The 14013-nt window shown below is 58.0% G+C and carries 12 protein-coding genes; 3 read left to right on the forward strand and 9 right to left on the reverse strand.

Going from position 1 to position 14013, the window contains the following annotated elements:
• Positions 1–6 precede the first annotated feature (6 nt).
• Entirely contained in the window at positions 7–540 is a 534-nt protein-coding gene (locus tag FB593_RS10155) for a hypothetical protein (RefSeq protein ID WP_035199477.1), read from the reverse strand.
• Between the two features lie 82 nt (positions 541–622).
• Entirely contained in the window at positions 623–847 is a 225-nt protein-coding gene (locus FB593_RS10160; protein WP_003510978.1) for an aa3-type cytochrome c oxidase subunit IV, read from the reverse strand.
• A gap of 415 nt (positions 848–1262) precedes the next feature.
• Here FB593_RS10160 and FB593_RS10170 point away from each other — a divergent pair, with 415 nt between their 5' ends.
• Both FB593_RS10170 and FB593_RS10175 read left to right on the forward strand, forming a co-directional pair.
• The gene (locus FB593_RS10170) at positions 1263–1802 is read left to right on the forward strand and encodes a TRAP transporter small permease subunit (RefSeq protein ID WP_111851435.1); all 540 of its coding nucleotides are present in this window, start codon (positions 1263–1265) and stop codon (positions 1800–1802) included.
• A gap of 32 nt (positions 1803–1834) precedes the next feature.
• On the forward strand, positions 1835–3316 hold the full coding sequence (locus FB593_RS10175; RefSeq protein ID WP_003510985.1) for a TRAP transporter large permease: 1482 nt from the start codon (positions 1835–1837) through the stop codon (positions 3314–3316).
• 313 nt (positions 3317–3629) lie between these two features.
• On the opposite strand, the gene FB593_RS10180 is transcribed toward FB593_RS10175, so the two are convergent.
• Positions 3630–4727, reverse strand: coding sequence for a TRAP transporter substrate-binding protein (locus FB593_RS10180; protein ID WP_003510986.1), 1098 nt, complete (start codon positions 4725–4727; stop codon positions 3630–3632).
• 305 nt (positions 4728–5032) lie between these two features.
• Between FB593_RS10180 and FB593_RS10185 the strand changes: the two genes are divergently transcribed.
• Entirely contained in the window at positions 5033–5788 is a 756-nt protein-coding gene (locus FB593_RS10185) for a gamma-glutamyl-gamma-aminobutyrate hydrolase family protein (RefSeq protein WP_013761612.1), read from the forward strand.
• A 97-nt stretch (positions 5789–5885) separates the two neighbouring features.
• Here the strand turns inward: FB593_RS10185 and FB593_RS10190 are convergent, their stop codons facing one another.
• The 6 genes from FB593_RS10190 to FB593_RS10220 form a co-directional block, all read right to left on the reverse strand.
• Entirely contained in the window at positions 5886–6917 is a 1032-nt protein-coding gene (locus tag FB593_RS10190; protein WP_112161560.1) for an ABC transporter permease, read from the reverse strand.
• A 32-nt stretch (positions 6918–6949) separates the two neighbouring features.
• Positions 6950–8491, reverse strand: a complete 1542-nt coding sequence (locus FB593_RS10195) for a sugar ABC transporter ATP-binding protein (RefSeq protein WP_025595621.1) — start codon at positions 8489–8491, stop codon at positions 6950–6952.
• 242 nt (positions 8492–8733) lie between these two features.
• On the reverse strand, positions 8734–9663 hold the full coding sequence (locus FB593_RS10200; protein ID WP_003510994.1) for a sugar ABC transporter substrate-binding protein: 930 nt from the start codon (positions 9661–9663) through the stop codon (positions 8734–8736).
• 362 nt (positions 9664–10025) lie between these two features.
• Complete coding sequence (locus FB593_RS10210; RefSeq protein ID WP_145166530.1) at positions 10026–11468, reverse strand: M20 family metallopeptidase; 1443 nt, start codon at positions 11466–11468, stop codon at positions 10026–10028.
• A 127-nt stretch (positions 11469–11595) separates the two neighbouring features.
• On the reverse strand, positions 11596–13140 hold the full coding sequence (locus FB593_RS10215; RefSeq protein WP_162695813.1) for an ABC transporter substrate-binding protein: 1545 nt from the start codon (positions 13138–13140) through the stop codon (positions 11596–11598).
• A 29-nt stretch (positions 13141–13169) separates the two neighbouring features.
• On the reverse strand, positions 13170–14012 hold the full coding sequence (locus FB593_RS10220) for a serine hydrolase (RefSeq protein ID WP_186438807.1): 843 nt from the start codon (positions 14010–14012) through the stop codon (positions 13170–13172).
• Position 14013: the final 1 nt, after the last annotated feature.

Here is a 14013-nt window from a genome sequence, read left to right on the forward strand (position 1 = left end):
TGCGCGCTATTTCACCTGTTGTACGGAATCTTCCGGAAACTCCACCGTGGCGAAGGATGGATAGACCTTTCGCAGGATGGTCACCTGCTGCTGATCGCTCACACGCAGCAAATACCATTGCGTACCGTCGATAAGCGCCAGGGTATGGGATTTCGCTTCGATCGTCTGGCCGCCGGTTTCCATCACCGTTTTCGTCGGAACGAGCGCATAGGGCGTTCCATCAGGCGTCTGCTGCACACTGATCGCCGCCGTGTCCATGGTGAATTCGGTGATCTTGACCGCTGCAAGCGCCATTTGCATCTGCGTGGTCAGAGCGCTACGCAACTGCCCGACGGAGACACCCGCATCGTTTGCAATGAATTCAAAGATTTTCGGCGGCACCGTCCGGCCGACAAAATCAAAATCCTGCGCATTCAAGGCGGCGCTGAACCGCTCTATCTGTGTTTGCAGCTTGTCTTGCTCAGACGGCAAAAGATCGCGCGACAAAGCGGGATGCGACATCACCGCCAGCAATAACAGCCAGGCAAACAGGCGTTTCATTGCTTCGCCTTTCCGGGTTTGGGCTTGCCGGTAGCAAGGCATCGCAACGTCCGCGCCGCGACACGCTGGTGAACAGCGTCGCTCAGCGCAGCAGAATGAAACCCGCAGCCGAAAGCACGAGGAAAACGATAAGGCCGCCAAGGAAACCCACGGACGTAAAGAAACCCGCGACCATGGCCAGCATCAGCACGCAGACCAGCATCGTGCCGTACTTCGTCATGGCAAGAAAAGCGTTGTAGGTCTTTTCATGCTCGGCGTAGTTCATCTCGGCGCCAACTTCGACTGGACCCGTGTGGTGTTCGCTCATTCCGCTTCCCCTTCTGCTCCATCCGCCATACCCGCCGCACAAGACAATTTGCCCTGCGGACGATAACGGGCCCATGCCGGATTCTCCGGAGCCAGAGGTAACATGAAGTCGGCGAAAAGTGCAATGCGTTCCAAACGAAAGAACATCGATGACAAGCGGGGCAAACGGTATGCCGTGCAAAGCGTGCCGTCGTGCAACATTCTTTTGTAAACGGTTGAAAACGGCGGCCATGCGGCCGGTTTAATAGTGGTTTCGGTTGCTTTTCGGACAACCTGCCCATACACGGGATTCTGTGGGGAGGAACGCCGGAATTTGGCTGTGCGAGTACGCGTGGAGGCGTGCCCGTCACGATGGCCGACCGGCTTGCTTGCCACCATAACCCGCAAAGGGCCCGGCAAGGGAAGAGGGGAAAGTCATGAAACCGCTTTTGAAATTAAGTGCGCTGATCGACCTTGTCAGCGAAGCTCTGGGCAAGGTCGCCGGTTATCTGGTGCTTGTCTGCTGCCTCGTCAGCGCCGGAAACGCCATGGTGCGTTATACCTTCAACTATAGTTCAAACGGCTGGCTCGAAATCCAGTGGTACATGTTTGCCTTCATCGTGCTGGTGGGTGCGTCCTACACGCTGCGCATGAATGAACATGTGCGGGTGGACATCATCTACGGGGCTATCTCGTCTCGCACGCGCCTGTGGGTGGACATCATCGGCATCATACTTTTTCTTATGCCCGCCTGCTTTTATCTGGCCTGGCTTTCCTGGCCGATGTTCATGCTTTCCTGGCATCAGAACGAAATGTCCTCCAATGCCGGCGGGCTCATCCGCTGGCCGGTGAAACTCATCATCTTCGCCGGTTTCGCCCTTCTGGTTCTTCAGGGATTTTCCGAACTCATCAAGCGCATCGGCGCCCTCAACGGGCTTTATGCGCTCGATACGAAGTACGAAAAACCCCTGCAATGATCGCCGCGATCTGAACCTTCAGGATATTTCCCATGTTCGAATATGGTATTCTTCCGCCACTGATGTTCCTCGGCATGATCATCTTCATGCTCTACGGATTTCCGGTTGCTTTCTCTCTTGCCACCGTCGGTCTGGTTTTCGGCGTCATCGGCATCTTCACCGAGCATTTTTCGCCGGCCTTCCTTCAGGCCTTGCCGCTGCGCATCTTCGGCATCGTCTCGAACGACCTGCTGCTCGCCATTCCGTTCTTCACCTTCATGGGCGCGATCCTGGAGCGATGCGGGCTTGCCGAAGATTTGCTTGAAGGCACGGGCAAGCTGTTCGGCGCCATTCCCGGCGGCCTCGCCTATGCCGTCATCATCGTCGGCGCAATCCTTGGCGCGATCACCGGCACGGTTGCCGCCTCCGTCATCACCATGGGCGTCATCTCGCTGCCGATCATGCTGAAATATGGTTACAATCCGCGCCTCGCCACCGGCGTCATCGCCGCATCCGGCACCATCACGCAGGTCATTCCGCCTTCGCTCGTGCTGATCGTTCTTGCCGACCAGCTCGGTAAATCCGTCGGCGACATGTATCTCGGCGCAATCGGCCCGTCGATCCTGCAAGTCGCCATCTTCATGCTCTTCATCCTGTTCATGTCGATCGTGCGGCCGAAGGATTTGCCTGCTTTGCCGCCAGAAGCGCGGGGCGAACTCAACCGTGCACTGGTATTTCGCGTGCTGGCGGGCATGGTGCCCTCCATCGTGCTGATCTTCCTCGTGCTCGGCACCATCTTCCTCGGCCTTGCAACACCAACGGAAGCCGGCGCGCTCGGCGTCGTCGGCGCCATGGCGCTGGCCGCAGCCCACCGCCGCCTCACCTGGGATCTCGTCAAGCAGGGCATGCATTCCACCATGCACATCACGTCCATGGTGGTGTTCATTCTGGTAGGCGCCACCTGCTTTTCCCTCGTCTTTCAGGGCATGGACGGTTCGCTGTGGATCGAGCACATGTTGTCGGGCATTCCGGGCGGCCCGATCGGCTTCCTGATCTTCGTCAACATCTTCATCTTCTTCCTCGCCTTCTTCCTCGATTTCTTCGAGATCGCCTTCATCGTCATCCCGATGCTCGCACCCATCGCGCAGGCGCTCGGCATCGACCTGATCTGGTTCGGCGTGCTGATCTGCATCAACATGCAGACCAGCTTCATGCACCCGCCCTTCGGTTTCGCGCTGTTCTACCTGCGCTCAATCGCGCCGCGCACGGTCAAGACCTCGGATATCTACATGGGTGCCATTCCCTGGCTCGGCATGCAGCTCATCCTCGTCGCCATCGTGATCTTCTGGCCGGAATCCGTCACCTACTGGTTGGACAAAGCACCCCAGGTGGATCTAAACTCCATCAAGATCGAAGTGCCTGCCTTCGGCAATCAGGGCGGCAACACCATGCCCAATTTCGGCCTTCCAGGAGGCCAGCCGGGTGGGTTGCCAGGCATGCCTAACCTCGGTGAACCACCGAAGATCGGGCCTTAACCGGCGTCTTTTGCGGATTTTTCGGAGAACTTATCATTGCTGAGTGGAAGACAGGGTTGCACCCCTGCCTTCCATTTACTCTGTGTGGAAATTGAACCTGACAGTCATCGACCAGCCTGTGCGGTTTTTCCGAGGTCGGCGTAGCCAATCCTTGCCGGGACTACACCTGGTTATTGAGGCTGCTGCTTTTGCTTCCGACAGCCCTGATCGTCAATCGCCCTTTCCTATCGGGCGGATGCAGGCGCGACGGCACAACAAAAACCCCGGGGACCGAAGTCCCCGAGGCTTTTGTCCGGTCCGCCGCACCGAATAATCAGAGCTTGCCGTTACGCTGCTGGATCATCATGAAAGTATCGAAAGTATATTCCGCGAGCTGCATCCACAGGTAACCCTCGCGCTTGAAGGCGACCTGATCCTCGTAGATCTTCTTGAAGTCCGGGTTGGTTGCTGAAATATTGGCATAGACTTCCAACGCTGCCTTATAGCAGGCCTCGAGGATTTCCTGGCTGAAGGGCCGCAGCACGGCACCTTCCGAAACCAGCTGCTTGATGGCGATCGGGTTTTTCGCGTCGTATTTCGCCATCATGCTGGTATTGGCGAAAGCGCAGGCATCCTGCAGCACCGTCTGGTAATTCTTCGGCAGGCTGTTCCACTTGTCCAGATTGACGAAGGAATGGATGACCGGGCCGCCTTCCCAGAAGGCCGGGTAATAATAATATTTCGCCACCTTCTGGAAACCGAGCTTGTGGTCGTCATACGGACCAACCCATTCCGCAGCGTCGATGGTTCCTTTTTCCAACGCCGGATAGATATCGCCGCCGGCGATCTGCTGCGGGACCACGCCGAGTTTTTCCACCACTTTGCCGGCAAGACCGGCAATGCGCATCTTCACGCCCTTGAAATCGTCGACGGTGTTGATTTCCTTGCGGAACCAGCCGCCCATCTGGGCGCCGGTATTACCTGATATCATGCCGTAGAGATTGTGCTTGGCGTAAAACTCGTTGAGCAGCTTGTTGCCGTTGCCTTCGTAGAACCAGGAATTGGTCAGGCGGGCATTAAGACCGAACGGTATCGCCGTGCCGATAGCGAAGGTCGGATCCTTGCCGACGTAATAATAGGAGCAGGTATGGCACATTTCCACCGTACCCGATGATACGGCATCGGCTGCTTGCAGGCCGGGCACGATTTCGCCAGCCGCAAAGGGCTGGATGGTGAAATTGCCGTCGGTAGCGGCCGCCACATGTTTGGCAATATCCTCGGCGCCGCCATAGATTGTATCGAGAGACTTCGGAAACGACGACGTCAGTCGCCAGGTGATCTTTGTATTCTGTTGTGCAATTGCGGGCGCAGCCAAGGCTGTCGCAGCAGCCCCCGCCAGCGCACCTTTTTTCATAAAGGAACGGCGATCCATCTATATCCTCCCAGATATCAACGCTGCCCGCAGCTTGAATTCCCCTCGTGCTGTTCAGGCATCGCAACAAAGTAAGCACGGTTACCGCCCAGCTGACAAGCACCCGCGCCAAGAATTAATTGCCGGAAAACCAGCCATATCAGGATTTTTTCGGTGGCCTCTTCGCTATTTTATTTGCAACTGAAATATCGCGACGCCGCCTTATACTTTAGCCGCATATATCGCGCTCCGAGGACGAAACACATGCTTGACTTGGCCCGCTGGCAGTCGCACAAATTTTCGAAGATTCGCCCCCCGGAGCCACCATGCCAAAACCGATTATCGCCGTCCCCGCCGACATCCGGCATTTCACCGGAGCCGACTGGCACGCCGCGCAGAACCAGTATCTTTCTGCGGCGCTGAAGGTGGCTGATGTCATGTCCTTCATCGTTCCGGCCTTTGAGGACGGCAATGAGGTCGATGCCATCCTCGACCGGGTCGATGGCCTGCTCGTCTCCGGCTCGGCCACCAATGTTCACCCTTCTCTTTACGGAAAAGAGGCACAGGAGAGTGACGGTCCGTTCGATCCAGCCCGCGACGCCACCAGCCTGCCGCTGATCCGCCGGGCGTTGGAACGCGGCATTCCGATGCTTGCCATCTGTCGCGGCATTCAGGAGCTGAACGTCGCGCTGGGCGGCACGCTTGCTTCCGAAATTCAGGAACAGCCCGGAATTTGGGACCACCGCAAGCCGGAACATGAGGACCGCGACGTGGCCTTCGCAATCCGCCAGCCGGTGCATGTGCGCGAAGGCTCCTGCATTGCACAGCATCTTGGCATGTCGGGAGAAATCCAGATCAATTCGCTGCATCGGCAGGCAATTGCCGAGACCGCGCCACGCCTGCAGGTGGAGGCGACAGCGGCAGACGGCACGATCGAGGCCGTTTCCGTCATCGATGCCAAGGGCTTTGCCGTTGGTGTGCAATGGCACCCGGAATATTGGGCCGAGACAGACGCACCCTCGCGCGCTTTGTTCGAAGCTTTCGGCAAGGCAGTTCACGAGTACCGCAACAGCAAGACCTGAAACCGACCCCTCCCCTCCAAGGCCATTCAGGTCCTTGTCGATGGGACAAAAAAGGGGCAAGCCTGAAGGCCTGCCCCAGGTCCGGGAGGAGGAGTGCTTAGCGTTTTGCGCGTTTCTTCTGGCGGTAGACGTCAGCGACGACGGCGGCCACGATGATCAGTCCCTTGACGATCTCCTGGTAATAGGCATCGACCCTGAGGAACGTGAAACCGGATGTCATGACACCGAGAATGATGGTGCCGATCACTGTGCCGGTAATACGGCCAGCACCGCCGGCGAGCGAAGTGCCGCCGATAACGGCCGCGGCGATGGCGTCGAGTTCATACATCACACCCATGCCGGCCTGCGCCGTCTGTGCACGGGCAGCGGTGACGACACCAGCAAGACCGGCCAGCATGCCGGCAATGGCGTAGACCTTGATCAGATGCGCCTCGATATTGATACCGGAAACGCGGGCGGCCTGCTGGTTGGCGCCGATGGCATAGGTGAACTTGCCGTAACGGGTGTACCGCAGCGCGACGTGGAAAATAACCGCGACGACGAGGAAAACCACGACCGGCCAGACACCTGTACCGATGAAGGTGAAACCGTCGGTCAGACCGGAAATCGGTTGGCCCTTGGTGTACCATTTGGAAAGGCCGCGCGCCGTCACCATCATGCCCAGGGTTGCGATGAAGGGCGGGATTTTCGTGCGTGCTATAAGCTGCCCGTTGATGAAACCGGCCAAAGCGCCAGCCAGAATGCCGACAGCCAGCGGCATGAAGAAAGGCAGATCGGTCAGACCCGGGTAAAGCGTCCGCGGCCATGTGGACGACTGCCCCACGCTGGCGGACAACATCGCCGTCAGACCGACGACCGAACCGGAGGACAGATCGATGCCGCCGGTGATGATGACCTGCGTGACGCCGACGGCGATGATGCCGATGACCGACACTTGCAGGATCATGATCGTCAGGCGCTGCTGGTTCATCAGAAAGCTCTGGCCGATGAAAATCCAGCCAAGAATTTCGTAAACCAGCGCGATGCCAATCAGCACGAAAAATATATTTGCTTCGGGCGGTATGCGCCTGTGCGGCTTGCGCCCGGATTTTGCATCCAACTCTGCGTTGGCGGCGGCGTTCGTATTCATAGTCATTCCTCCTCGAGAAATCCCGGCGCGCCTCACCGCGATGCGAGATCCATCACCTTCACCTGTGTGGCTTCACTTCTGTCAAGGAAGCCCGTCACGCGACCTTCATGCATGACCATGATACGGTCGCTCATGCCCAGAACCTCCGGCATTTCGGAGGAAATCATGATGACGGCGACGCCATTGCGCGCCATCTCGCCAACCAGCTTGTGGATTTCGGCTTTTGCCCCGACATCGATCCCGCGCGTCGGCTCATCCAGAATGAGGATGCGTGGCTGTGTCAGCATCCAGCGCCCGATCAGCACCTTCTGCTGATTGCCGCCCGACAGGTTTTCGATGCGCTCGTAAAGATTGGGCGTCTTAACCCGGAGCTTGCGGCACATGTCGTCGCAGGCTTCCGAAAGCGTCTTTTCCTGCACGAAGCCGTTGGTGACATATTTGTCCTGTAGAACCGCGATCTGCATGTTCTCGAGAATATTGAGGATCAGCAGGCAGCCGGTATCCTTGCGGTCTTCCGTCAGGAACGCCATGCGGTGACGGATCGCCTCTGTCGGACTTGCGATCGACACAGGCTTGCCGTTGATTTCCACAGTGCCAGAAGACGCCGGCGTAACGCCGAACACCGTTTCCGCCACGTTCGAGCGGCCAGAACCGACAAGGCCGGCGACACCTAGAATTTCCCCGGCGCGAACATCAAATGACACGTCATGGAAGACGCCGTTCAGCGTCAGGTTCTTGACCGACAGCACCACATCGCCGATCGGAACCTCTTCCTTCGGGAACATCTGGGTAATTTCGCGCCCCACCATCATGCGGATGATGTCGTCTCGCGTCACATCGGTGGACGCGTGGGTGCCGATATATTTGCCGTCGCGAAAGACGGAAAACTCATCGGCGATCTCGAAAAGCTCATTCATCTTGTGAGTGATGTAGACGATGCCGATACCGCGGTCCCTGAGGTCGCGGATGATGCGGAACAGATGTTCCACCTCGCGCTCAGTCAACGCTGACGTCGGTTCGTCCATGATGAGAACGTCGGAATCGTAGGAAACCGCCTTGGCAATTTCGACCATCTGCCGGCTTGCGACCGATAGTTCGCCGACACGCATTTCCGGATCGAGATCGATACCGAGCCTTTCGAGCAATGTCTGGGTGCGGCGATACATTTCGCCATGGTCGATAAAGCCCAGTCGGTTTTTCGGCTCGCGGCGAATCCATATATTTTCCGCTACCGTCATGTAGGCCATCAGGTTGAGTTCTTGATGGATCATCGCAATGCCGTTTTCGAGCGCATCAAGCGGTGAATCGAGGCGTATCGCAGCGCCCTTCAGGCGAATTTCTCCGACATCCGGCTGGTAGATACCTGCCAGAATCTTCATCAGCGTCGATTTACCGGCGCCATTCTCACCCATCAGCGCATGCACGGTGCCGCGCTTGAGGTGGAACGAAACGTCATCCAGCGCGACAACGCCGGGAAATTCCTTGCGTATGCCGTCCGCTGCGAGAAGATATTCTGCATTGGGCACGGCGCCGCTGGCGCGCACGGCGGCCATTGTCGATGGGCTGACGACCATCTTATCCTCCACGATAGACAAAAATGACCGGGGGAAGAGGTTTCGCCAAAAGGCGCCCATCCTCCGGGGAGGCTTACAGCGCCGTGCCGATCAAGACACACATAAGCGCTGTAACACTTTGAATTCACTGAAATACTATTCTAGCCTGGTTCAACTCGGCGTCTGACACGCCGACTGCCGTCCAGAACCGGCATTTGCTTCCGATATTGCTTGAAACGGTCGCAAATGCCGGTAAAGGGTCGTCAGTTCTTGGCTACGTAGTCCTTGACGTTTTCCGGGGTAACGAGCTGGAAGGGAATGTAGACCTTCTTGTCAACCTTGTCGCCCTTGACGAGCTTCAGTGCGGCATCGAGAGCACCCTTGCCCTGGCCAGCCGCATCCTGGAAGACCGTCACGTCGAGATCGCCTGCCTGCATGGCGGCAAGAGCGTCTTGCGTGGCATCCACACCGGCAACGACATATTCCTTCATGTCCTTGCCCGCGGCCTTCAGAGCCTGGATAGCGCCGATCGCCATTTCATCGTTATTGGCAATGACGGCATTGAACTCGATACCGCCGGACAGCCAGTTGGTGACGAGGTCGGAACCCTGCGTGCGCTGCCAATTGGCCGTCTGCTCTTCAACCACGGAAATGCCCTTGCATTCATCGGTTTTCAGAACATCGTGAACGGCCTGCGTGCGCATGCGCGCGCCCTGATTGGACAACTCGCCCATCATGATCACGGCCTTGCCCTTGCCACCGAGAAGGCGGCAGACTTCCTTGGTTTCAAGCGTGCCGGCCACGGTTTCTTCCGATGCCACGAAGGCCTGGCCGTCTGGCAGGGAATCCACGTTTACCGGCTGGCGGTTGACGTAAACCAGCGGAATCTTGGCTTCAGCAGCAAGTTTCGACATGGCCGCCGTCGCATCCGTATCAACCGGATTGACGATGATCGCATCGACCTTGGAGGCGATGAAATTCTGGATCTGGCTCTGCTGCTTGGCAACGTCGTTCTGCGCGTCCTCAACTTGCAGGGTGACGCCCTTCAGCTCCTTGGAATAATCCTGCATGCCGTTGCGCAGCACGGTCAGGAAGTTGTCGTCGAACAGGGCCATCGAAACACCGACGGTCTCGGCATGTGCCGCCGTGCCCAAAAGCACAGACATAGCCGCACTGATAATAAGCTTTTTCATTGTTTTCTCCTCCTCGGTGTCCAGCGCCACCTCTCCCAGCCGGAAACGGACCCGAGAGCCCGCCGCTAACTCCTCACATCCAGAAAACGGAATAATGAAACCGAATTTCTGTTGTTCGATATATTTATTCCATTTTTGGTTCGAACGTCAATGCTTTCTTCGTGGCCGTGGAGCGAGACGGCACACAAGGCGGTGATGACCAGGAGTTTTCAGAGAAAACGGGGATAGCCCCCTTCGCCCTGGCGTGGGCGGAGGGGGCTCATGCGCTTGCTGAGCACTTTCGCGGAAGTCGCTGGGTTGCCTGCGATAAAACATCACGGACAAATGGAAGAGTGGGACGGGCGCGAAAGACGCGCCACGTCTTAATCGTGAAAACCGGGCATCACGTCCGCCGGAATGGGGCAGACATAATCACTGCCCTCGGTTTTCTCCAGCCATTCTTTTTTGACACTTTCAAGCAGCTCGGGCGAGGTCATCAGCGAAAGACCTGTCGATACGAGCGTCTTGGCGGCGTGTGCCATGGCTTTGTGGGCGGCCGGGCTTTTGCCCTGCGCCACCACCTGCCATGTATGCGGATTGGTCCCGATTGCCCATGCGGGCGTCCAGCATTGCGCTGTTGGCGTTACCCAGCTGACATCACCGACATCGGTCGATCCGGCACGAAAATGCGACTGCCCCTCGAAATCGCGCAGGCCGAGATGCAGCGGCGTCGACCCGTCGATCTTCCCGTTGGAAAAGACGTCGCCCTTGATCTGGTAGAGCCGGATGCTGCTTTTGATCGCCTCTTCCGTGAATGTGTCCTGAATGACCTTGGCGAAGGCCTGATCGGCCTCATCGAAGGCTATGGGTCCAAGCGCCACCATGTTTTCATGCATCGCCGTTTCGAGCGTGATGTTGGGCAGGAGATTGGTGGAGGCGGTATCGAAGACGATCTCCACCTCTGTTTCGGTCATCATGGCCGCACCACGCGCGACCTTGTCCACACGGGCTGCCAGATCGAGCGCCTGGCGCATTTCAGGTGCGCGGATCAGATAGAGCACTTCGGCCTTTGCCTGCACAACATTTGCCGCTTTGCCGCCGGCATCGGTGATCGCATAATGCACCCGGCAATCCTGCGGCATGTGTTCGCGCAGGAAATTGACGCCAACATTCATCAATTCGACAGCATCTAGCGCCGAGCGACCAAGATGGGCGGCGTTGGAGGCATGGGAAGCAACGCCCTTGAAACGATAAAAATATTCCAGCACCGCGAGATTGTTGGTGGAGCGTACGCCGTTAAAGGGCGCGGGATGCCATGTCAAAGCCGCATCGACATCGTCAAACAGACCGGCGCGCACCATGAAAGTCTTGCCGGAACCGCCCTCTTCGCCGGGGCAGCCATAATAACGCACCGTGCCGGGCAGGTTGTTGGCTTTCATATGCCGGGCAAGTGCGATGGCGGCCATCAGCGAGCCGACGCCGAGCAGATTGTGGCCGCAGCCATGGCCGGTGGCGTCGGGTTTAAGCGGTTTTGCCTCAGCCACGCCGGCCATCTGGCTCATGCCAGCAAGCGCGTCAAATTCGCCTAGGAAGGCGATAACCGGCTTGCCGTGGCCGAATTCACCGATGAAGGCCGTGTCCATGCCAGCTACACCGCGGCGGACCACAAAGCCGTTCTCCTCAAGCGCGTTCGCCAGAACCCCGGCGGATTGCCTCTCCTCGAATTTGAGTTCGGCAAAATCCCAGATGCTGTCGCTCAAAGTGGTGAAATATAGCTTCATTGACTCGATTTCGGCGGCAATCGACATCACGGCTTCACGGTTCATGGCTTGTCCTCGCATTCCTGCCCTTTAAGGGCGCACGCAAACGCTTCGGCGGGGGGCCGCCAAATCATTACGGTCATGATGGAAAATGCCCGCGCCGGGCTTTGCTTCCGGCGCGGGCAATATTGGATCAGTTGTCGACCGAGACTTCCCAGAGGCGGGCGTTCGACTGCCAGACCGGCTGACCCTTGAGCTTCTTGGTCGCGCCCCAGACATCGACCATGTCGTAAAGGAAGATGCCCGGCATTTCCTTCAGCATCAGTTCGTGGAACTCGTCGAAAATTTTCTGGCGCTTCGCTTGGTCGGCCTCAACATAGGCAGCCTTCATCAGCTCGATCGCCTTCGGATCATCCCACATCAGGGAGGCGTTCTTGTCCTTGTTACCGACGTAGAATGCATACATCAGGGCCGGATCGAGACGCGGCGCGACAGACTGCGAGATCACCTGATAATTGCCGGAACGGCGACGATCCACCTGCGTGGCATAGTCCAGCACCTCGATCTGTACGTTCAAACCCGCCTGCTGCATCATGGCCTGCGCCATGACGGCTGCCGGAAAACTCGGCACATTGCCGCGCTTGTTGGCGATGATTGAGATCGGCTCGCCCTTGTAACCGGCTGCCTCCAGTTCCTTCTTGGCTGCCTCGATGTCATAGGCCGGACGCTTCTTCTGGGTCTCATCGAAATAGACCGAGTCCTGCGAAACCATCGAGCCGTTGGCTTCGCCCGTACCGTTCGATGCGGCGGCGACCAGTTCATCTAGATCAAGCGCCATCGCCATGGCGCGGCGCACGCCTGGATTGCTCAGCACCTTGTCGCGGGTCTGAATATAGAAAAGGTTCTTGCCGTTGTTGCGGGCAACAATGAGCTGCATCTTCTCATTCGTCTTGAACTCCGGAATGAGATCGGGAGAAATCTCGGCGGTGTCTAGCACGCCGGATTCGAGGCCCGCCTTCACGGTCGAGGCGTCCGGAATAACCATGAACTTGATGCCGTCGGCCAGCGGCCGCTTGGAGCCGACCATGCCATCCGGCTTGCCGTCATTTACAGGCGAAACATAATCCGCGAATTTGGCGAGGCGGATATATTCACCCTTCTTCCATTCGTTCCACTGGAACGGACCGGTGCCGATGGGCTTGACGAAGCTGCCGTCAGCGGCAACAGATTCCGGCGAGATCATGCCGGTATAACCGCATTCGGGCCGCGACATCAGGCCGAGGAAAACGGCTGACGGCTTTTCAAGCGTAATCTGAACCGTGGAGGCGTCCGTGGCCTTGACGCCGGTGACATGCGCGGCACCGCCTTCCACGAAATCATTCAGGCAGGCCCATTTGGTTTCGGGCTTCAGATAGCGCGTCCAGTTCCAGACGACATCTTCTGCGGTGAGCGGCTTGCCGTTATGGAATTTTACGTCCGCGCGCAGCTTAAACGTATAGGTGAGGCCATCTGGCGAAACCTCGAAGCTCTCGGCAAGCAGCGGCTTTACTTCGCCGCCATTGTTGTAACCGACGAGGCCTTCGACGATGTGCAGGATCACCCCGTCCGTATTGCCGTCACGATTGACGCCGGGATTGCTGCTGCGCAGATCGGAGCTCTGCGCGATGGTAATGTCGCGAGCCACCGCGATATTGGCTGTTACGAGCAGGGCCGCGCCTGCGAGAAGAAGTTTTTTCACTGTTCTACCCTCTTTGTTGTCGTTGATTATCATTGTTGAAAGCTGTCCCAGCAGGCCTGCGCCAGCCGGCCGATCGTTTCGAGCGCGATGGTGTATCCCGGCGTGCCGTCAGGCATCACCTGCGGCACTTCATCGGTATAGGCGGTGATGATGAAAGACGGCGCGCCGTTTCTGTAGACGATGCCGGCGTCCATACGCCCGCGCTTGCCGCGTCCGCTCTTGCTCGCCACCACAGCCTCGAATGGCAGGCGGGAGCGGATTCCGTAGCGCAATATCTGGTTTTTCAGCGTCTGCATTGCCCAGCCGCACAATTGCGGGCTGCAGCCGAGCTTTGCCTGCGCCTCTGGCGAGGACTGGGCATCAAGAATGGTCTGAAGCAGCAGCACCTGGTCTGCCGCCGAGGTGGTCGTGACGGTCTTCAGCGGATGATCGGCCGCCAGCGCCAACGGCGGAATGAGGAAACGGTGGTGGGTATTGGCCATGCCGAGCGTCTTGCAATAGCTGTCCACCTCCTCAAGCGTCAGCCGCTCCAACACCATCTTGGTGCAGACATTGTCGCTCAGCACCATCATGCCGGCGAGCGCATCGCGCAGGGAAATGACGATGCCCGGTGTCAGATAGCGGAACATGCCGCTGGCCACCTCTTCCGCCAGCCTCTTCTCATAGGTGACGGGCTGGTCGAGATCGAGCCGCCCTTCGCTGGCAGCCTTGAGCACTGCCATCATGATCGACGTCTTGCGGGTGCTGCCCGATGGGGTCTCCTCGTTTTCTCCCCGTCCGATCTCTTCGCCGGTCAGGAGATTGCGCACCATGAAGCGCGTCACAAAAGGCTGTGCATCACAGATCGCATTCAGTTGGGCAGCCACAGTCATT

Origin of the sequence: Rhizobium sp. SJZ105, assembly GCF_007828365.1 — a bacterium.
In the GTDB taxonomy this organism is placed as follows: Bacteria; Pseudomonadota; Alphaproteobacteria; order Rhizobiales; family Rhizobiaceae; genus Agrobacterium; species Agrobacterium tumefaciens.

Excerpts from the sequence above, each read along its gene's own strand:
- FB593_RS10185 (WP_013761612.1), top strand. The coding sequence starts at position 5,033 with ATGCCAAAACCGATTATCGCCGTCCCCGCCGACATCCGGCATTTCACC.
- FB593_RS10170 (WP_111851435.1), top strand. The coding sequence starts at position 1,263 with ATGAAACCGCTTTTGAAATTAAGTGCGCTGATCGACCTTGTCAGCGAA.
- FB593_RS10220 (WP_186438807.1), bottom strand. The coding sequence starts at position 14,012 with ATGACTGTGGCTGCCCAACTGAATGCGATCTGTGATGCACAGCCTTTT.
- FB593_RS10195 (WP_025595621.1), bottom strand. The coding sequence starts at position 8,491 with ATGGTCGTCAGCCCATCGACAATGGCCGCCGTGCGCGCCAGCGGCGCC.
- FB593_RS10155 (WP_035199477.1), bottom strand. The coding sequence starts at position 540 with ATGAAACGCCTGTTTGCCTGGCTGTTATTGCTGGCGGTGATGTCGCAT.
- FB593_RS10190 (WP_112161560.1), bottom strand. The coding sequence starts at position 6,917 with ATGAATACGAACGCCGCCGCCAACGCAGAGTTGGATGCAAAATCCGGG.
- FB593_RS10180 (WP_003510986.1), bottom strand. The coding sequence starts at position 4,727 with ATGGATCGCCGTTCCTTTATGAAAAAAGGTGCGCTGGCGGGGGCTGCT.
- FB593_RS10160 (WP_003510978.1), bottom strand. The coding sequence starts at position 847 with ATGAGCGAACACCACACGGGTCCAGTCGAAGTTGGCGCCGAGATGAAC.
- FB593_RS10175 (WP_003510985.1), top strand. The coding sequence starts at position 1,835 with ATGTTCGAATATGGTATTCTTCCGCCACTGATGTTCCTCGGCATGATC.
- FB593_RS10210 (WP_145166530.1), bottom strand. The coding sequence starts at position 11,468 with ATGAACCGTGAAGCCGTGATGTCGATTGCCGCCGAAATCGAGTCAATG.
- FB593_RS10200 (WP_003510994.1), bottom strand. The coding sequence starts at position 9,663 with ATGAAAAAGCTTATTATCAGTGCGGCTATGTCTGTGCTTTTGGGCACG.